Source organism: Mycobacterium angelicum (assembly GCF_002086155.1).
GTDB lineage: Bacteria > Actinomycetota > Actinomycetes > Mycobacteriales > Mycobacteriaceae > Mycobacterium > Mycobacterium angelicum.
Genome location: NZ_MVHE01000050.1, coordinates 20,522 through 39,703 on the forward strand (window position 1 = coordinate 20,522; position 19,182 = coordinate 39,703).

Genomic DNA, 19,182 nt, shown 5'->3' on the forward strand with positions numbered 1-19,182 from the left:
TCGTTGCCGAGAGCCGTTCGGGCGGCGTGAAACTCGCGGTGGGTCAGCTCCGGCCGGCTGCCGCCGGCAGCCGTCGCGCGTCTTTGAACTCGCGCACCGGAGCCAGGGCCAACGTCTTCATCCGGCCCCATCGCTGCGGCCCGAACACGACTGCTTCAACGGGTAGCGCCAGCCAAGCGGGCAACCACCATATCGCCGCGATGATCCGAATAGTCAACGGCGCCGCAGGATCCACGATCAGCCACGTCAGAATGCGCAGTTGATCAAGCCAGTACCGCCTGGTCTTCATCACGCGTGTCGTCTCCGTAGCCGTCGTGTGACTGCGGACGGACAGTTCGTGTGGCACGAAGCAGACTTCGCTGCGCAACATCAGGCGCAACCACATGTCCAGGTCGACCAGTTGATAGATGTCGTTGCGAAATCCCCCGGCCTCCAACGCCACTCGTCGCCGGAACATGACGCAGGTCGGTTCGCCTATCCAATTGCCGTTTCCGCCGCGCAGCGCGATCTGAGCGACCAACGACGGTCCGTGGTTGCGCTCACCCAGTTTGCGAAAGTGCGTGTGGACCGCGCCGTACCGCTTCTTCCACTTAAGGTCGTCGCTGTCCACCTGCCGGGGCGCGAAGGCCATTCCGACGGCCGGATCGGCGAAACATCCGGCCAGCGTCTGTAGCGCTCCCGGCAGCAACCAGTCGTCCCCATGGACGAACTGCACATAGTTGCCGCGCGCGGATTCCAGGCATTTGTTGTGGTTCTGGTTCAGACCGACGCGAGACTCGTTGCGTATCAGCCGGTCTCCGGGCCGCAGCAGCCGCGCGACAATCGCGGGACCGTCGTCCGAGGAGTCGTCGTCGACAACCACTATCTCAAACTCGATGCCCTGCTGATCCAGGACGCTGCGCAGGCAACGCTCGATGGTTGCGGCGTTGTTGTACATCGGAATGCACACCGAGACAGGTGGACTCACCTCAGGGCCGGGCAACTCGGCTCAGAGCCGCCCAATTCCTTGGACCACGAACGCAATCCCGGCCACGATGAGAATGGTCTGGGTGATTTGCGGACGGTGCGCACGAACCCAGCCATCCAGATAACGCACCACGACTTCGGTCTTCCCCGGCACCGCCAAGTAGGCGATGAGCGGAATCTCGACGACGGCAAGCAACAGCAGAATGAAGGCGACGAAGGCGCTGAACTGCACTCCCACCGCGGCTCCCGAAGCCATGATCACGGTCAGCACCAGCAGGCACTCGGCCGGCGGAGTCGCCATGCCAAGCCCCGCCACGAAAGCACCCCAGACAAACCCACGCTTCATGACTGCCTCGAAGCCCGCCGACACCCGCGCCATCGCGCTTGGCTTACACGGCTCCAACACCGCCAAGGGAGACGCACCGCCAGCATGTAGCGGAACCCGGGTGCGCTGACGCACTACCAGGAAGGCGGCGACCAGTAGGGCCAACACGCCGATGCTGACGTGCAGACGCCCGCCGGCCAGGATCGTCACCGACGATGTCGCGTTGTGGAATGACGCCATCGCACCCTGGTAGAGGTCAAGTGCGAAGTCACGCATGATCAGCAGCACCGCCGTTGCGACACCGATTCCCGCCGTCATGCCGCCCAGCCAAAAAGCCAGCAAATTGACCGCGGGGCGCGGCCGCGAGACCAGCAGAGCCGTTAACCCAAAGCGCAGCGGGTCAATCGCGGTCCCGAGACCGAATAACAGCACTGCCGCCCACACGCTGGGTACGTTACCTAAGTGTGGCCACGCTCGCGGCGGTATTGAAAAATTCGCGATATAAAGCTCTGACCAGCTAATACGAGCCCAAAATCGTTGCGCCACGGCCATCGCGGAGGCGATCTGGCATTGGTCGCGGCGGCCGAGTTCTACTATCAAGCAGACGGCAAAACGCCTGAATCATGGCCGCGCGAATACGCGAGCATCGACAGAAGTAGGAATTTAGTGAAGCGAGCGCTGATAACCGGCATCACCGGACAGGACGGCTCTTATCTCGCAGAACTGCTGCTGAGCAAGGGATATGAGGTGCACGGGCTGATCCGTCGAGCCTCGACGTTCAATACATCGCGCATCGATCATCTCTACGTTGATCCACACGACCCGAACGCGCGACTGTTCTTGCATTACGGCGATCTCATCGACGGCACCCGATTGGTGACACTGCTCAGCACTATCGAGCCCGACGAGGTGTACAACCTTGCGGCGCAATCACATGTGCGCGTCAGCTTCGACGAACCGGTGCACACCGGGGACACCACCGGCATGGGATCCATGCGGCTGCTGGAGGCCGTTCGGCTGTCCAGGGTGCAGTGCCGCTTCTACCAGGCGTCTTCGTCGGAGATGTTCGGGGCGTCGCCGCCACCGCAGAACGAGCTGACGCCGTTTTATCCGCGTTCACCGTATGGTGCGGCCAAGGTCTATTCCTATTGGGCCACACGCAACTACCGCGAAGCGTATGGATTGTTCGCGGTCAACGGCATCCTGTTCAATCACGAATCACCCCGGCGCGGTGAGACATTCGTGACCCGCAAGATCACCCGGGCGGTGGCCCGCATCAAGGCCGGCATCCAGTCCAACGTATTCATGGGCAATCTCGACGCCGTTCGCGACTGGGGTTATGCGCCGGAATACGTCGAAGGAATGTGGCGCATGCTGCAGGCCCCCGATCCCGAGGACTACGTGCTTGCTACCGGGCGCGGTTTCACGGTGCGTGAGTTCGCCGAAGCCGCTTTCGGCCATGCCGGTCTGGACTGGCAGAAGTACGTCAAGTTCGACCAACGCTATCTGCGGCCCACCGAGGTGGACTCGCTGATCGGGGATGCCACCAAGGCCGCGGAGTCACTGGGCTGGAAGGCCTCCGTGCACACCGCTGAACTGGCCCGGATCATGGTGGACGCCGATATTGCCGCATTGGAGTGCGAAGGCAAGCCCTGGATCGACAAGCCGATGCTCGCCGGGCGGAAATGAGCGCACCCAATTCCGTCGGCGCCCTGGACCGCTCGGCGCCGGTGTATATCGCCGGTCACCGCGGGCTGGTCGGGTCCGCCCTGGTCCGGAAGTTTTCCGACGAGGGATTCAGCAATCTGCTGCTACGTACCCGCGATGAACTCGACCTGACGGATCGGACCGCCGCGTTCGACTTCGTTCGCCAGGCAAAACCGCAGGTCGTCATCGACGCGGCGGCCCGAGTCGGCGGCATCCTGGCCAACAGCACCTACCCGGCCGATTTCCTGTCCGAGAACCTGCAGATCCAGGTCAACCTGCTGGACGCGGCGCTCGCAGCGCGGGTGCCGCGGCTGCTGTTTCTTGGCTCGTCGTGCATATATCCCAAGCTCAGCCCCCAGCCCATCAAGGAAAGCGCGCTGCTCACCGGCCCCCTGGAGCCGACCAACGACGCGTACGCGATCGCCAAGATCGCCGGCATTCTTCAAGTGCAGGCGGTCCGGCGGCAATACGGCCTGCCGTGGATCTCGGCCATGCCCACCAACTTGTACGGGCCCGGCGACAACTTCTCCCCCAGTGGGTCGCATCTGCTGCCTGCCCTCATTCGCAGGTATGAGGAGGCAAAAGCGACGGACGCGCCGCAGGTGACCAACTGGGGCACCGGAACGCCCCAGCGTGAGTTGCTGCATGTCGACGATCTGGCTGGTGCGTGTCTTTACCTGCTGGAACATTTCGACGGCGATACCCAGGTCAATGTGGGTACCGGCGTCGACCACACCATCCGTGAAATCGCCGAAATGGTGGCCGCGGCGGTGGGATACACCGGCGAAACCGATTGGGATGCAACCAAACCGGACGGGACGCCACGCAAACTGCTGGACGTCTCGCTGCTACGGGAGGCCGGCTGGCGGCCGACGATCTCGCTGCGCGACGGCATCGAGTCAACCGTGGCGTGGTATCGGCAAAACGCCGCCGCGGTAAGGCAGTGACCAGGCGCATGAAGTTCGTACACCGCGCCCGGGAAATGGTGCACCGGACGGGTTTTGAGGTGTCGCTGTATCGCCCCGAGCGGGATGCGACGCGCAACTTCATGAACCAACTCAGATCCCACCGCGTCAATGTGATCCTCGATGTGGGCGCCAACTCAGGCCAGTACGCCGCCGGTCTGCGCGCCGCCGGCTTCGAAGGCCGAATCGTCTCTTTCGAACCCCTCTCGGGACCGTTCTCCCAGCTGGAGCGCAAGGCATCGGCCGATCCGCTCTGGCAGTGCCGGCGCAACGCACTCGGTGACATCGACGGCACCGTCTCGATCAATGTCGCCGGCAACGCCGGAGAGAGCAGCTCGGTACTACCCATGCTGAAAAGCCATCAGGATGCCTTTCCGCCGGCGAATTACGTGGGCACCGAAGAGGTACCGATACGGCGGCTGGATTCGGTGGCCGCAGAGGTGCTGCGGCCGGCCGACGTGGCCTTTCTGAAGATCGATGTGCAGGGGTTCGAAAAGCAGGTGCTGGCCGGTGCGGCGGCCACCGTGCGGGACCGCTGTGTGGGTTTGCAGCTGGAGCTGTCGTTTCTGCCCCTGTACGAAGGCGGCATGCTGATTCGCGAGGCGCTCGACATCGCATACTCGCTGGGCTTTACGCTGACAGGCCTGCAGCCCTGCTTCACCGATCTGCGCAACGGTCGGATGCTGCAGGCCGACGGCACCTTCTTTCGTGAGGACGATTAATCGACAATGGTTGCAGCGCCGCTGTTTTCGATCATCGTCCCAACCTTCAACGTGGCCGGGACCATGCGCGCCTGCCTGGACAGCATCGTCGCCCAGACTTATACGGACTACGAACTGGTCGTCGTCGACGGCGGCTCCACCGACGGCAGTGTCGACCTGGCCAAGAGCTATGGGTCCAGCCTGGACGGACGGCTGATCCTGCACAGCGGCCCCGACGACGGTCCCTACGACGCCATGAACAACGGCGTCGGCATGGCGAACGGCACCTGGGTGCTGTTCCTTGGGGCCGACGACACCCTGTACGAACCGGAAACACTGGCCCGGGTAGCCGGCTTCATCGGCGAGCACTCCCCCAGCGATCTGGTCTACGGCGATGTGATCATGCGCTCGAAGTCAGCGCGCTACGCCGGCGTATTCGACGTCGATCGGCTGCTGTTCGAGCAGAACATCTGCCATCAAGCAATCTTCTACCGCCGCAGGCTTTTTGAGACCATCGGCCCCTACAACCTGCGTTATCGGCTGTGGGCCGACTGGGACTTCAACATCCGCTGCTTCTCCAATCCGGCGCTGATTACTCGCTACATGGACATCGTGGTCGCCAACTACAACGACGTCAGCGGCCTCAGCATGAAGGAGGACGAGGAGTTCAAGAAGCGGTTGCCCAGGTTCGTCGGGGCTTCGGTGCGGGAGATGATGCGCCGGAATCTGCCTGGGAGACGCAAGGCCACATGAGCGGATTGGTGAGCGACGGTGCCCGGGCGCTGGCGGCCCAATCGCTCGGGGACGACCGGGTGCTTGTCACCGGCGCCTCAGGCTGGCTCGGACGGACCGCCCTCGACCTCATCGCCCCGCTCGGTCTGCCCACGCTGGCCCTGGCCAGCCGGCCGAGGACCGTATGCATCGATGACCGCCAGGTCGAATTGCGGGTGTGGGATGACCGAGAGGTGGCCGAGTTCGCCCCAACCGTCGTGCTGGACTGCGCGTTCCTCACCCGCGACCGGGTGTCCGACCTGCCGCTCGACGAGTACGTCGCGACCAACCGCACCCAGACCGACCGCCTCGTCTACGCCACGAAGCTACCCGGAGTGCGTCTTTCGCTCACGGTCTCCAGCGGAGCGGCCGTCCATCCGCAGGACGCCTTCGACGCGCCTATCGAGGACAACCCGTACGGCTACCTGAAACGGGAGGCCGAGTACTGCCTGCAGGAGGCTGCGGCCAACAGCGGCGCGGTGCCCGTCGTGCTGCGGGCCTGGAGCATCTCCGGTGCACATGTGCAGAAGCCGCGCGGCTACGCGCTGGGGTCGATGATCCAAGACGCTGCCGCGGGCGCGATCCGAATCATGGCGCGCCGCCCGGTTTTTCGCCGCTATGTGCTGGCCGACGAACTGGTCGCGCTCGGCCTCGCCGAGGGCGCTGTGGGGCCGGCCACCATCGACAGCGGCGGCGAGCTGGTGGAAATGGACGAGCTCGCCGCGCGGGTCGCCGCGGTGGTGCGCCCGGACGCCGTGATCACCCGCGGTGAGGTCGATCCCCGCGACGCTGATCGCTATCACTCCGACGGTCAGGATTGGGAAACGCGCTGCCAGAGATGGGGTTTGGCCAGCCTACCGCTGGATCAGCAGATCGAGATCACCGCTCGGGGTGTGCTGGGCCGTTAAGAGCCGGCGCGGCTACGCCGGAACCGCGAGGGCGCCCAGCCGGCCCAGACGCAGACCCTCGAAACTCGCGGTCGGGTCGGCGCGGGTGGTGATGACCCGGAATCCTCCGCGGGTCAACAACTCTTGCAGAGATTGCGCCGAGAAGTAATTGATGTGCTCGCTCTGCTTGACCGCGCCCAGGCGCGGCACCGTACGCCCGAAATTGCGTGCCATGCCCGCCGCGAAATCCGCTGCGATCCAGCTGGCACGCGTTGCCGAAACCGAGTCCAGGAAACGGCGATAACGCGCCCCAGCGTGCCAGCGCCGCACCTTCGGGCGGTCCAGCGGCACCTCGGCATAGAACCACCCGTCCTCGGGAAGCGCGGCCCGGATGTCTTTGACCAGCTCAACCGGGTCGACGAGGTGCTCGAGAACGCCAGATGAGATCACCAGGTGCGGTTTTTCGGGCAGCTCGTCCAGTGACGCGGCCGCCTGCACTCCGTCGACGAGGTTTTTCCCCGAGACCTCGATCACATACTTGGGACCCGAGTAGCCCGGCGGAAAGAACTGACCTTCGTCGCCACCGTAGTCGACCATGTTCCGTACGGTGTCGAGGCGCACATGAGGCTCGATGATGTCCACGACGAAGCCCACGCGCTCGGCCACCACCTCCGATCCGGGCTCCATCATGGAGTTCACATTGCGCGAATACCAAGGCTCCCAGCGTCGTCGGATCGAAAGGTACCGCTCATTTCGGTACCCCGAGTACATGGCGGCGAGGGTGTCGTCGTTGAAACGATGTGAGAAATAGACCAAATCGCATGTGTCACAACGGCATAGGGTGGTATCGCGCGGAACGTCGTCCGGGTCGCCCTGCAACTGAAGGATGAACGGCGCGATTCGGCCATGCGCCTGGACGGCCCCCTGGCCGCCGCAGATCGGGCAGAGCTGAGACATCTCGTTCCAAACCCCCTATATTTCCCGGGAACTGGACAGTCTTGCCGAGATCCGATTCGCGAACATCGAGGCGACCAATTCGCACAGTCCGTCGAAACCGTCCAGCCGCGCGTCTGCCGCGATCGCGCCGAGGTCGCCATGGGGATAGCCGAAGGTCATCAGGACGAAGGGCAGCCCCACCGCGAGCGCGGTTTCGGCATCGATTTCGCTGTCTCCGACGAAGATCGCGTCGTGCGCGGTTGCGTCCAGTCGCTGCAACGTCAACTGACAGAGTTCCGGGTCGGGCTTGAGCCGGCGGCCGGTCGCCCCGCCGACGACGACGTCGAGATAGGACGCGATGCCGAGGCCCGCGACGTAGGGAACGGCGATGTCCTCGCGCTTGTTGGTGCAGACGCCAATGCGGTAGCCCGCGTTTCGAAGGGCCGCAAGCATTTCCGGCACGCCAGGATAGAGATCGGCGGGATCGGCGGTCTGGCCACGCAGGATGTCGCGAAACTCGTCGAGATCGCCAAGGGGATCGACCGTGTCGCCAAGCGCGCCGCGCAGCATCGCCTCCCCGCCGAGACTCACCCAGTTGCGTACCGATGCAACGTCGACGACCGGAGCGCCGCGGCGCCGCGTCATTTCATTGAGGGCGCGCGTCATCGCCGGAGCGCTGTCTACCAGTGTGCCGTCCAGATCGAAAAGGATCGCGCCGGGCCGGTTAGGGCTTTGCAGCATTTTTGGACTGCTCGATGAGTCGCTCAGGCAAGTTCTCCGAGGCGGGGTCCAGCGGCACAATCATGTTGGCGCCAAACTCCGCTCGCGGCAGCAGCGGCGACATGTCTTCCAGCGGCATCGAGCGAATCGACCCGTCTGGTTGTGGCAGCGCAGCGGATTTCGGCCACAGCGCCTCGTTGTTCTGCACCCGGACATCGACGATGAGCGGTCCGCGCCGCGCTAGCGCCTCGCGCACACCGGCAACGAGATCGGCGGCATCCTCGATGCGCATCGCCTCAATACCGTTCGCCTGGGCCAGCGACACGAAATCTGGCAGGCCGAGCCGGCCCTCCGGCCCGGTTCCGACGTAGCGGCCGTCGAAATAGTTGCGCTGGGTGTTTCGAATGGAGGCATAGCCGCCGTTGTCGAAGAGGAAGAGCTTGAGCGGCAGGTCGAGCATCCGAATCGTCTGCAGCTCTTGGATGTTCATCATCAGGCTGCCGTCGCCCTCAACGCCGACATACGATTTCGCGTTCGACGCCAGGCCCGCTCCGACCATCGCCGGCAACCCGTAACCCATGGCGCCCAGGCCGGAGGTGAGAAAGATACGTTGCCCCGGCTTGTTCGCGAAGCCCGTGTAAAAAATCTCAACCGCAAGACCCGAGCTGCCGGTGACGATGAGGGTGTCCTCGGGAATCTCGTCGGCCAGCACCTTGGTGAGGTGATAGTGGCTGATGACTCCCGATTTCGGGAAGGGGGCCCCGTCGTTGATCGGGTAGCGCGTCTTCCAATCGTTGCAGCGCTCCAGCCAGGGCGAGCGGTCCTTCGCGGCGACGCTCTCCTTTTGTGCGAGCATCGCGCGGATGAAGTCCTGTGCGTCAGCACAGACCGCGCGTGCGATGTTCATCTCGGCCGGGAACTTACCCAGTTCGGCGGGATCGACATCGACGATGACCTTCGGTGCATGACGGCCGAACTTCGCCGGATTGTAGGCCGTGACCACGTTGTCCAGCCGCGCCCCGATGGCCAGGATGAGATCGCTGTTCTGGATCGCGAAGTTGGGCGGTCGCTGCGCCACCGTGCCAGGCTTTCCGACCGAAAGGCGGTGTCCCGAGGGAATGAGATCGGCCGCATTCCAGGTGGTGGCGACCGGAATGCCGAGCGCCTCATAAAGCTCACGGAAATCGTCGGCCGCCTCGGCGAGGCGAATGCCGTGCCCCGCCAGGATGATCGGCCGTTCGGCCGCATTGAGGAGGTCGATGACAGCGGCTGCGTCAGCGCCTAGGTTCGGATCGCTAATCGTCTCTGGCACATAGCCGTTGAGCGTCGACGCGTCGATCTGTGCGGCCTGCACGTCCAGCGGAATGTCCAGCCACACCGGCCCCCGCCGACCAGTGGTGGCCAGATGCACCGCCTTCTCGAAGTGATAGCGGATCTCGGACGGATCGAGCACCGTCACCGCATATTTGGTGATCGGCTGCACCATCGACACGATGTCGACTTCCTGCGGACCCTTTTGCCGCACACCGCTGTCGCCCATCAGGTCGGCGCGCTTGACTTGTCCGGAAAGGACAAGCAGCGGCACCGACTCGATCCAGGCGCCGGTCACCCCGGTGATCGCGTTCGTCGCGCCGGGTCCCGTAGTGACAAGCGCGCAGCCGAGATGGCCGTTGATCCGCGAATAGGCTTCAGCGGCGATAGACGCCGCCTGCTCGTGGTGGGTGGGCACATAGCGGATGTCTTGGTTCTGTCCGAGTGCGTCGACGAGATACATCGCCCCGCCGCCGGGGACCAGGAATACCGCGTCCACACCCTCTTCGCGTAGGCGCGCGAAGACGTAATCCGCGAGTCGCATGGTTTTGGACATGGCGGGGCTGGCCTCATCGGGCGCAGCGGTGGCTGTGCTCATCACATCCAATGCGTGAGGAAGGTTTTGCGCTCTTTGTTCTGACCGATCTTGGGGTCGGTGTAGAACGAGTCGTCCTTGTAGTGGGTGGACGAGATCTCCTCGAAGATCGCGCCTGTCTTGCTGGTGAACGCGTGGCGTACGGTCCGCTCGACGGTAATGACGTCGCCGGGCCCACAGACGCGCCCCTCGCCGTTCAGCTCGACGTCGAGATCACCGAAGAGAACGTGGAATGTCTCTTCCTTGTGATTGTGGTACTGCTCAGGGTGATTTTGGCCTGGAAGTACCACAATCAGCTTCTTGCAGTATTCGCGGTTAACCACGGTGATCATCGTGATACCGAATTCATCGAACTTATCGATGCCGTAGTGGTGCGAGATTTCCAGATCGGCCTCGCCCGGGATGACGACGTTGGCGCGGTTGAGCAGCGACTTCACCCGCTGCACAATGGAAAACACCTGCTCACGCACTTCTTCACGCCGGCTGTTGGTGACCAGAATGGGTTCGTTCTTGCTGATGTCGGTGGTCGCGTAGAAGTGGCTGTACTTCGACCAGTCGTTCGCGGTGATGTGGCCTTCCTGGGTCGGGATGGCCATGAAGACGTCGCCGGTGCTGATCTTCTCGCCGGCCTTGATGTCCTGGCGGGCGAAAACGCCACGGCGCAGCGACAATAGACTGTCCCGCTCGTCCTGCGTCGCCTTCGAACGCTCGCCGGAGATGCCGTTCATCGAGCGGGCCACGGTCGCCATCTCAAGCCATGCCCGGGCCTGATCCGGACCGGCCGAATAGCCGTTGATGCCGTATTCGTCGGTGACGAGTCCGACGTGCTTCTCGAATACGGTGCAGCCCTTACCGATAGCGACGGCCACCGGCAACGTCTCGGTCGGGAATTCGTGGGTCGAGTATCCAACGCGGATATCGTCGTAACGCTGGCGCAGGAAGTCGATCTGGTTGAGCTGAAGTTTGTCGTTGCTCGTCGGATATTCGGCCACGCAGTGCATGAGCACGAAATCCTTGTTGCGGTGCTTGAGGAAGGCGACGACGTTGTCGATCTCTTCGATGGTGGATCCCGCCGTCGAGACGATCATCGGCAGCGGGCTGCTCACCGCCTTCTCCAGCAGCGGCCAGTCGGTGAGCGAGCAGCTCGCGATCTTGAGGATGTCGAAGCCGTCGGCCACGACCCGGTCGACCGACTCCTCGTCGAAGGGCGTGCAGATGGGAATGAAGCCGTTGTCGCGGATCGCGTCGACGAGTTTGCGCGTCTGTTCCGGACTCAACCGGGTTTCCTCGAAGCGCTTGATGTACTTGATGTCGTCGCGGCCCTGATACTCGGGATGGATGAACGTGTCGAGCGCGCGATACTGCATCTTGAAGGCGAACTTGAAGTCGAAATCCTTTGCGACAGCAGCGAATTCGCCAATCAGGCGCACGCCGTGGTCGACATCGCCCATGTGGTTGTTAGCCATTTCGAAGATGAAAAGCCAGTCAGGAATGAGCGATTGGCCTACACGGTTGGGGGATCTCGTTTCCTGCAGCACTACAAGCGACCTCTCGATTGATGCGGGACAGGCGGTCGCTTGGTCGGGAATCGCGTCATTATGCGGTTCGCCCCCCGACGACATCCCATCCGTCCATGTGCGGTTAATCCTAAGCCAGACAGACACGCAGCGGAGGCACTTTAACCGCCTCCCTCATAATCCGACCTTGTTGGTAACGACGAAGTTGGGTCGCTGTTTTGCTTCCTCATAGATGAGCGCCAGGTACTCGCCCACGACACCGAGCAGCAGCGTGACGACCCCGAAACCGATCAGCATGACGCAGATGAGCGAGCCGAACCCGGGGAAGGGCACCCCGAAGAAGGCGAAGCGAACGGCGAGCAGAACAACGACGACGGCCGCGAGAAAGCTCAAGAAGAAGCCGGTGATGGTGATCAGCCTCAGCGGCACGTAGGAGTGCGCGAAGATGCCCTTGAATGCCATGTTGATGACGCCCAGGCTGTAGGCCTTCGACTCGCCCGCGAAGCGTGGCGGGCGCACCATCGGCACTCCGATCGACTTGAACCCGACCCAGGAGAACAGGCCGCGCACGAAACGGTTGCGCTCGTCCATCGAGCGAACGGCCTCGTAGACTTTCCGGTCGACCAACCGAAAGTCACTGGCGTTCTTAGTGATCCGGTCGTGCGTCAGCTTGCCTGCCAGCCAATAGAACAGCAGGGAATTCATCGCGCGGATACGGCTGATGCCACGCCGCTCGGTCACTACGCCGTAGACGTTCTCGTAGCCCTCTTCCCATTTGCGAATCAGCTCAGGAATGAACTCGGGCGCGTCCTGCAGGTCGGCGGTCATCAGCACGACGGCGTCGGCGTCGACCACGTTGAGGCCGGCGGTCAGCCCGCCGTCCATCGTGAAGTTCCGGGCCAGCTGCAGAATCTTGAACCGCGCGTCCTCCTTGTGGATAACGAGCAGCTTTTCCATCGTGTCGTCGGTCGACCCGTTCTCCACGATGATCGCCTCGAAGTCGTAGGCCGTCTCGGAGTCGAACACCTTGGCCAGCCGGCGGGCGAGCTCGTCGACGCATTCGCTTTCGTTGTAGGCAGGGATGATGCAGGTGATCTTCTTTTTCACCGCCACGCCTACTTCCACACCTTCCAGGGGGGATTTCCGCTGTTCCACAGGTTGTTCAGCAACTGCGATTCCCGGTAGGTATCCATCGGCTGCCAGAAGCCATCGTGCGAGTATGCAGCGATCTGATGTTCTTCGGCCAGCCGTTTCAGCGGCTTGTCCTCCAGGATCGAGTCATCGCCGTCGATGTAGTCGAAGACGGCGGGCTCGAACAGGAAGTAGCCGATGTTGACGAAGTCGTCGGTCTTCGGCTTCTCCCGGAAGGTAGCGACCGCGCCGTCCTGTTCCAGGTCGAGGACCCCGAACCGGCTCATCGGCTGGGTGGCCGTGATGGTGGCGAGCTTGCCGTGCGAGCGGTGGAACTTCAGCAGCGCGTGGATGTCGACATCGGCGATACCGTCGCCGTAGGTGCAGAGAAACGTCTCACAGCCGATGTACTTCTGGATTCGTTTGATCCGGCCGCCGGTCATCGTGTCCAGGCCGGTGTCGGCGACGGTGACCTTCCAGTTGAACTCGTCGTGTGAGCCGTGATACTTGATGCTCGACTGGTCACCGAGGGTAACGGTGAAGTCCAGGTTGGCGGCTCCGTAATTCGAGAAGTAGTTCTTGATGTACTCGCTCTTGTATCCGGTACACACCACGAAGTCGGAAATCCCGTAGTGACCAAGGATTTTCATGATGTGCCATAGCACGGGACGGCCGCCCACCTCGACCATCGGCTTGGGGCGGAACTCGGTCTCCTCACGCATACGGGTGCCTAGACCACCCGCGAGCAGCACCGCTTTCATTGCGACTCATCCCATCTCAAAGTAGTTGTTCCCCCAGGTGCGATTTCGCTGACGCGGCGTCGCGCAGGTGACACACTAGCAATGCTGCGGTGGGCTCCGTGGGGTTTTCGGCCGCCGCATACTATACGAATTACGCACGGCTGAGGAGATCTCATTTCACGACTCGATACCGACGGGTTTGGGGAGGACGGGCTCGAGCAGGATCGCGAGGACATTCTCGCGGCCGTTCGCGGCTACGCGAAGCGCAAGCTGGCGACATCAGAGTTCATCCCCGGCACTACGCCGGTCCCCGTGTCGGGCAAGGTGCTCGATCCGGAGGATTTCGCCGCACTCGTCGACGCATGTTTAGACGGCTGGTTGACCGCCGGGCGGTTCCATCCACTCTTCGAGCGCGCGCTCGCCCGCTACGTCGGTGCCCGCGACTCGGTGTTCGTCAACAGCGGATCCAGTGCCAACCTGTGCGCGTTGAGTGCCCTGACCAGCCCAAAGCTGGGTAGTTACAAGAAGAGGTTCGGAAAGCGCCCGCTCGAGCCCGGTGACGAGGTGCTGACGGTGGCGGCGGGATTCCCCACCACCGTCAACCCGATCATTCAGAACGGGCTGCGGCCGGTCGTCGTCGACATCGAACTGGGCACCTACGACGCAATCTCCGAGCGGCTCCGCGAAGCCGTCGGGCCCCAGACGCGCGCGATCATGATGGCCCACACCCTCGGCAACCCCTTCGACCTCGACACGGTCCTGGAGTTGTGCGACAAGCATGGCCTGTGGCTGGTCGAGGACTCGTGCGACGCGCTTGGCTCGACCTACGACGGCAAACGCACCGGCAGTTTCGGCGATACCGCGACGGTGAGCTTCTACCCCGCTCACCACATCACGACCGGCGAGGGTGGTGCCGTCTTCGTCAAGTCGGCGCTAATCCGCAAGCAAGTCGAATCGTTCCGCGACTGGGGCCGGGACTGCTACTGCGCGCCCGGGGACGCCGACACCTGCCATAAGCGGTTCGAATGGCAACTCGGCGACCTGCCCAAGGGCTACGACCACAAGTACATCTACAGCCACATCGGCTACAACCTGAAAGCCACCGACATGCAGGCCGCCATCGGGCTGTCCCAGCTGACCAAGCTGGACGGATTCGTGCAGGCCCGCAAGGATAACTTCGCCTATCTGACCTCGCGGCTGTCAGGCACCGAAGGGCTGATCCTGCCGGTCGCCACACCCAAGTCGGACCCGTCCTGGTTCGGTTACCCGATCACTCTGGATCCCGAGCATCCGGTGGACCGCACCAAGTTCATGCAGTTCCTCGACGAGCGCAAGATCGGCTTCCGGCAGTTGTTCGCGGGCAATCTTCTCAAGCAGCCGGCCTACCGAGACGTCGAGTTCAGAGTCGTGGGCGACTTGACCAACACCGACATCGTGATGAACCGGACGTTCTGGGTGGGCACCTACCCGGGGCTGACTCAGCCGATGCTCGACTTCATGGCGGACTCCATCCGCGAGTACATGGCTGAAGCCGCGCGATAACCGTGCACTACCTGATCACCGGCCATACCGGCTTCAAGGGGCCCTGGCTCACGCTGCTCCTGCTCGGCCGCGGACACCGGGTGTCGGGTTTGGCCCTCGACCCGGATGAGGACGGCCTGTTCAAGCGGGCAGGTCTGGCCGACCAGCTTGTCGCCGATTTCCGGGTCGATATCCGCGACTCCGAGGCCACCAAGGCAGCGGTCGAGGCGGCCGCCCCCGATGTGGTGGTGCACATGGCGGCCCAGTCGTTGGTCCGCGAGTCTTACCGCGATCCGCGGTACACCTACGAGACCAACGCCATGGGCACACTCAACGTGCTCGATGCCGTCGCCGCCACCCCGTCGGTACGGGCGCACGTCGTCATCACCACCGACAAGGTGTACCGCAACGTCAATCAGGAAGCCGGTTACGTCGAGACGGACCCGCTCGGTGGCGACGACCCGTACAGCGCCTCCAAGGCAATGGCCGATCTGCTCACTCAGTCCTGGGTTCGCAGCTTCCCGGGCATTCCCACCGCAATTGCCCGGGGCGGCAACGTCATTGGCGGCGGCGACGTCAGTCGCGACCGGCTGCTGCCAGACCTGGTGGCCGCCTACGCGAACGGCCGGGCGCCGCTGCTGCGCTTCCCCAGCGCGGTGCGGCCGTGGCAGCACGTCCTCGACTGTCTCAACGGCTATCTCACGCTGGCCGACGCTTTGTTGGCGAATTCCGGTCTGGGCCAGTGGAACTTCGGTCCCGGGCGCGACAGCTTCGTCGAGGTGGGTCAGGTCGCCACCCTGGCGGCAGAGCTGTGGGGCGGCGGAGCGCATTGGGACCGCCAACCCGGAGACCATCCCCACGAGGCGAACCTGCTGGCCCTCGACGCCGGTAAGGCGCAGCGCGAATTGGGCTGGCGCAACCGGCTCGGCTTCCGCGATGCCGTTGCCTGGACGATCGATTGGGAACGACGGGTGCACGCCGGCGCCGACCCGCTCGCGGTAACCCAACAGCAGATCAGCGCATTCGAAGACCTCTGATGACCGAATTCGACCTGCCACCGGAACCGGCTCCGCCGGGGCCGTTGATCCGGCTCGTCCACGACCAGCGCGTGGCGTTTCTTGTGGTCGGAGTGATTAACACCATCGTCGGGTTCGCTCTGTTCATCGCCTGCTCGGTGACTGTCGGTCACGTCGTCGACCACCGGTTCGGCAAAGTCGCCGGATCGCTGGTGACTCTCGGTATCGCGCACATACTGGCCGTGCTGTCCGCCTTCGTATTGCACCGGCGCTTCGTGTTCCACGTCCGCGGCCACGTGCTGCGCGACCTCATGCGCTTCTGGAGCGTCTACCTCACTGCGCTCGCCATCAACGCGGTCTTGTTACCTGTGCTGGTCGAGCTGGGCATGAACCGCGTCGTCGGGCAGGCGATCATCGTGGCGGCCACCACGCTGTTGAGCTACTTCGGCCACCGGCACTTCTCATTTCGGCGCAGCGCGACAGAGTCCGAAGATGAGAAACTCAGCAGCTAAGCGCTCTTGATCGGGAAGTTCGAAACGCTACCGCGTTTGAATCAATATCCATTTGTTGTCCCACAACTCACCCCACTGCTCGCGGGAGCCGTAGTCACTGGTGTAAGCAACGTGCCACTTTCCTTCGTCAAGCTTCTGCTGAATAAGCTGGTCCAGGTATCGCTGCTGTAGCGGATTGCCCTGGTTGTACACCTTTTCGTGCAACCGGAGGGTCGTCAGCTGACGCTGGTAAAGAATCCACTTCGGCGGCGAACTCTGCAATTCGTCCATCAACCCCTGGATGGTTTCCCTGCTTGTCGTATCGAAGAACGTCTGCACATAGCCATGCCAGGGCGGTATGGAGCAGAAGAAGTTTCCGCCCGGGAATGGTATTGACAACAACTCATCCTCGGTACCGCGCTCGCGCATTGTCTGGCAGAGCGGTTGAATCATCTGCAGCAGATCGCGATGGATGATCATCGGACCGTACTCCGGATGCTGATACCAGACGCGGTTCGAGAACATCGCTTCTTCACGGTAGGTATGCCAGTGGTAAGGCTCTTTGAAGCGGTTGACGACCGTGCAAAGTACCAGCAGGACGGCTAGCGCGACCATGACGTCGCGGGGCCGCTGCGCCTTTATCCGGAATGGTGAACAGATAGCGAGAACCACGATAAGGACACCCACAGCGCCAAGAATGTTGCTGTAATGCGTTCCGCCCGAGGAAAGCGATCCCGAAGCCATCTGCCCGAGCGGTATTAATAGCAGAATTTCTCGCCGGTCCCACCCCGTGGCCCGATCCCGGTAGAACAACCAGAAAATGAATCTTGCCAACACCCAGATGCCGGCCGCGTAAGCCAGCAAGACCATGAGACCCGCCACGCTCTTCGATGACGAGTTATCAACAAAGAGGCCCATCGTGTGGATTTGAACCACAAACATAACGAGCCCGAGGATAGCCAATGCAAATTCCCACCAGCCGCGCTTGCGGATGAGCGGGAAAACCAGGAACGCCATGATCACCGCGGCGAAGACCGCATGGAAAGCCACCCATATCGGCACCCCATCGGTCAGCCACACAATGGTGTTCCAGGGCAGCAGCAGCGGTTGCGCGAACAGGGTGCCTCCGGAGCCCTTGATACCCGCCGCCTTGAAGATCGAATTCATTGCGTAGTCGTACAAGGAATCCCCGGTAAGGAATACGACGAGCACCAGGGTCAGGGCCGTGGTCACAGAGAACAGCAGCAGCGACCATAGTTTCTTCGAAGGGGCTAAACAAACGATCGCGAGGAACACACCGGCGAATAGAGCGCCACCATCATTGAGCCGGGTGGTCAACGTCAGCCCGGAAAGCACGCCCAGGATCCCCACCAGTATCAGGGTCCGACGCACGCTTTCTGATTTCCTGAGTGACAGCAGAACTAGCAGGGAGTAGAGCACAAAGGAATCGGCTACCACGTGGTAGTCGTTGAACACGTACGCCTCATTGGCAATGGAAATGAAAAAGGCGCAGGCGAGCATGATTCCCTTGCGCGCGTCCGACATGTTCGATTGCCGGACCAGCAGCAGAAGCGCCAGACAATACGCTATGAGGTGCAGAACCGCCGGAATTTTCGAAACCAGCCATCCCTTGCCCAGCACTGCCATGAACGCGCTGGTCTCGAGCACATACAACGGTTGCAGCGCCAAATGCATATCGGCGTAGAGGCGTTTCCCGCTGTCCAGGAAATAGCTATACCAATACCAAACACCGTCGTCCGCGGGCTCAGTGTTGGCGATCAGCGCCAACCCGAAGAGAACGCAGAAGATGAAGGCTAGATTCTGCCAGAGGTTGCTTCGGTCGAAAACGGGGCGGAAACGCTGACTAAGCGTCTGTGCGGGCTCCGATTGGTCGGCAACTGAGCCGTATCCCTTAACCGTCGACACTGCACCCTGCAGCGCATATATCTGCCTCAATGCGCACTCCCCCTTACTCGACAACACGGCACCGAGAGAGCGGCACCCCAGCTAGCCGCCCGGCAGTTTGACCCAGTGTCGTTCGTTCCCACAGTGGAGTCGTCGACAAATGCGCACGGTTAGCTAACCGCCTGCCGGTTCACCACACCCGCGAGCCACCTCCTGCTCGCGGTGCTATGAACCTGGCTCTCCCTGCCCGCACGAAGTTTCGCAGATTACACCGGCCGGTGTGGCGAAAATTACGTCATAAGTTTCGATGAATTTGGAATATCTGCGCCAGAATCCCCGGGATCCTCGGGGCCCTGGTCGCTGAGCGGCGACGAAACCGGGCGCCGAGCGTAGGAGACGAGAATCGCCGCGCAGGTGACCAGCCAAAGGATCGGCGCAAGGAACACCGTCGTCACGACGACGGACCTGGTCAGTGACCCGGTCGCGCCGAACTGGCCCGTTATGTCTCCCACCTCTATAGGCGGGCTGGGTAGCGCAATATGGGCGATGCTCAGTGCCACAGCCAGGCTCAGGCAGACGCCCAGCGCACGCCGGCGATCGCCGTCGGCGGTGAATCTGTCGAAAATCCCGGTTCCCGGCGGCCCGTCCGGATCCCGGACCAGCACCGCGGCGATTGGCAAGACGAACACCAGATAGTAGGGCTGGCTCAACGCCGGCGACAGAGACGCCGTCGCCAGCAGCAAGATACCGGCCATCACAGCCGGAATGCGTCGTCCGAGAACCAGAACCGCCACGACGACTATCAACAGGACGCCGTATCCCAGCATCGATCGGGGTCCGGCAAGAAAGCCGTCGGGCAACTTGCCCCCCGACTCGCCGGACTTGATGCTGTCGGGAATCAGCAGAAGCGCCTTGCCGAAGGACACGTTCAAGTTCGCGGTAAGCGCTTTGAACGTCGCATCGCCGCTGCCGCTGCC

Annotated in this window: 17 protein-coding genes and 1 pseudogene; 8 read left to right on the forward strand and 10 right to left on the reverse strand. The window is 62.6% G+C overall.

Annotation, left to right across the window (positions count from 1 at the left end; all coding sequences use genetic code 11):
• Positions 1-43: 43 nt before the first annotated feature.
• Positions 44-967, reverse strand: a complete 924-nt coding sequence (locus tag BST12_RS21810; protein WP_372510906.1) for a glycosyltransferase family 2 protein — start codon at positions 965-967, stop codon at positions 44-46.
• A 21-nt stretch (positions 968-988) separates the two neighbouring features.
• Positions 989-1,735, reverse strand: coding sequence for a GAP family protein (locus BST12_RS21815; protein ID WP_083115321.1), 747 nt, complete (start codon positions 1,733-1,735; stop codon positions 989-991).
• Positions 1,736-1,957: 222 nt separating this feature from the next.
• On the opposite strand from BST12_RS21815, the gene gmd reads away from it, so the two are divergent.
• From gmd to BST12_RS21840, 5 genes are read left to right on the forward strand one after another with little or no spacing between them, the layout of a single operon-like run.
• Positions 1,958-2,980, forward strand: coding sequence for a GDP-mannose 4,6-dehydratase (gene gmd / locus BST12_RS21820; protein WP_083115323.1), 1,023 nt, complete (start codon positions 1,958-1,960; stop codon positions 2,978-2,980).
• Positions 2,977-3,945: a GDP-L-fucose synthase family protein gene (locus tag BST12_RS21825; RefSeq protein WP_083115325.1), complete on the forward strand. Its 969-nt coding sequence runs from the start codon at positions 2,977-2,979 to the stop codon at positions 3,943-3,945. The genes gmd and BST12_RS21825 overlap by 4 nt, the downstream gene beginning before the upstream one ends.
• A gap of 8 nt (positions 3,946-3,953) precedes the next feature.
• Positions 3,954-4,685: an FkbM family methyltransferase gene (locus tag BST12_RS21830; protein ID WP_083115327.1), complete on the forward strand. Its 732-nt coding sequence runs from the start codon at positions 3,954-3,956 to the stop codon at positions 4,683-4,685.
• A 6-nt stretch (positions 4,686-4,691) separates the two neighbouring features.
• Complete coding sequence (locus BST12_RS21835; protein ID WP_083115329.1) at positions 4,692-5,417, forward strand: glycosyltransferase family 2 protein; 726 nt, start codon at positions 4,692-4,694, stop codon at positions 5,415-5,417.
• Positions 5,414-6,343, forward strand: a complete 930-nt coding sequence (locus tag BST12_RS21840; RefSeq protein WP_083115331.1) for an NAD-dependent epimerase/dehydratase family protein — start codon at positions 5,414-5,416, stop codon at positions 6,341-6,343. Before BST12_RS21835 ends, BST12_RS21840 begins: the two co-directional genes overlap by 4 nt.
• Before the next feature lie 12 nt (positions 6,344-6,355).
• Here the strand turns inward: BST12_RS21840 and BST12_RS21845 are convergent, their stop codons facing one another.
• From BST12_RS21845 to rfbF, 6 genes are all read right to left on the reverse strand, one after another.
• Positions 6,356-7,012 (reverse strand): class I SAM-dependent methyltransferase, encoded by a 657-nt coding sequence (locus BST12_RS21845; RefSeq protein ID WP_245850476.1) that lies wholly within the window; start codon positions 7,010-7,012, stop codon positions 6,356-6,358.
• Positions 7,013-7,294: 282 nt separating this feature from the next.
• Positions 7,295-7,999 carry an HAD family hydrolase gene (locus tag BST12_RS21850; protein ID WP_083115335.1) on the reverse strand — a complete coding sequence of 235 codons (705 nt, stop codon included), beginning with the start codon at positions 7,997-7,999 and terminating at the stop codon, positions 7,295-7,297.
• Positions 7,983-9,887 (reverse strand): thiamine pyrophosphate-binding protein, encoded by a 1,905-nt coding sequence (locus BST12_RS21855; protein ID WP_211281330.1) that lies wholly within the window; start codon positions 9,885-9,887, stop codon positions 7,983-7,985. The genes BST12_RS21850 and BST12_RS21855 overlap by 17 nt, the downstream gene beginning before the upstream one ends.
• A complete protein-coding gene (locus BST12_RS21860; RefSeq protein ID WP_211281331.1) occupies positions 9,887-11,422 on the reverse strand; it encodes an N-acetylneuraminate synthase family protein in 1,536 nt (511 codons plus the stop codon). Before BST12_RS21860 ends, BST12_RS21855 begins: the two co-directional genes overlap by 1 nt.
• A 153-nt stretch (positions 11,423-11,575) precedes the next feature.
• Positions 11,576-12,556: a glycosyltransferase family 2 protein gene (locus BST12_RS21865; RefSeq protein WP_245850474.1), complete on the reverse strand. Its 981-nt coding sequence runs from the start codon at positions 12,554-12,556 to the stop codon at positions 11,576-11,578.
• Entirely contained in the window at positions 12,517-13,293 is a 777-nt protein-coding gene (gene rfbF / locus BST12_RS21870; RefSeq protein ID WP_083115340.1) for a glucose-1-phosphate cytidylyltransferase, read from the reverse strand. Before rfbF ends, BST12_RS21865 begins: the two co-directional genes overlap by 40 nt.
• 153 nt (positions 13,294-13,446) lie before the next feature.
• Between rfbF and rfbH the strand changes: the two genes are divergently transcribed.
• The 3 genes from rfbH to BST12_RS21885 are packed head-to-tail and all read left to right on the forward strand — an operon-like array spanning position 13,447 to position 16,321.
• A complete protein-coding gene (rfbH, locus tag BST12_RS21875; RefSeq protein ID WP_083115342.1) occupies positions 13,447-14,814 on the forward strand; it encodes a lipopolysaccharide biosynthesis protein RfbH in 1,368 nt (455 codons plus the stop codon).
• A gap of 2 nt (positions 14,815-14,816) precedes the next feature.
• Positions 14,817-15,830: a CDP-glucose 4,6-dehydratase gene (gene rfbG / locus BST12_RS21880; protein WP_083115344.1), complete on the forward strand. Its 1,014-nt coding sequence runs from the start codon at positions 14,817-14,819 to the stop codon at positions 15,828-15,830.
• The gene (locus BST12_RS21885; RefSeq protein WP_083115346.1) at positions 15,830-16,321 is read left to right on the forward strand and encodes a GtrA family protein; all 492 of its coding nucleotides are present in this window, start codon (positions 15,830-15,832) and stop codon (positions 16,319-16,321) included. Before rfbG ends, BST12_RS21885 begins: the two co-directional genes overlap by 1 nt.
• A gap of 27 nt (positions 16,322-16,348) precedes the next feature.
• Here the strand turns inward: BST12_RS21885 and BST12_RS21890 are convergent, their stop codons facing one another.
• Both BST12_RS21890 and BST12_RS32170 read right to left on the reverse strand, forming a co-directional pair.
• On the reverse strand, positions 16,349-18,226 hold the full coding sequence (locus BST12_RS21890) for a hypothetical protein (protein ID WP_083115347.1): 1,878 nt from the start codon (positions 18,224-18,226) through the stop codon (positions 16,349-16,351).
• A gap of 269 nt (positions 18,227-18,495) precedes the next feature.
• Positions 18,496-19,182, reverse strand: a pseudogene (locus tag BST12_RS32170) (hypothetical protein); the annotation flags it as partial.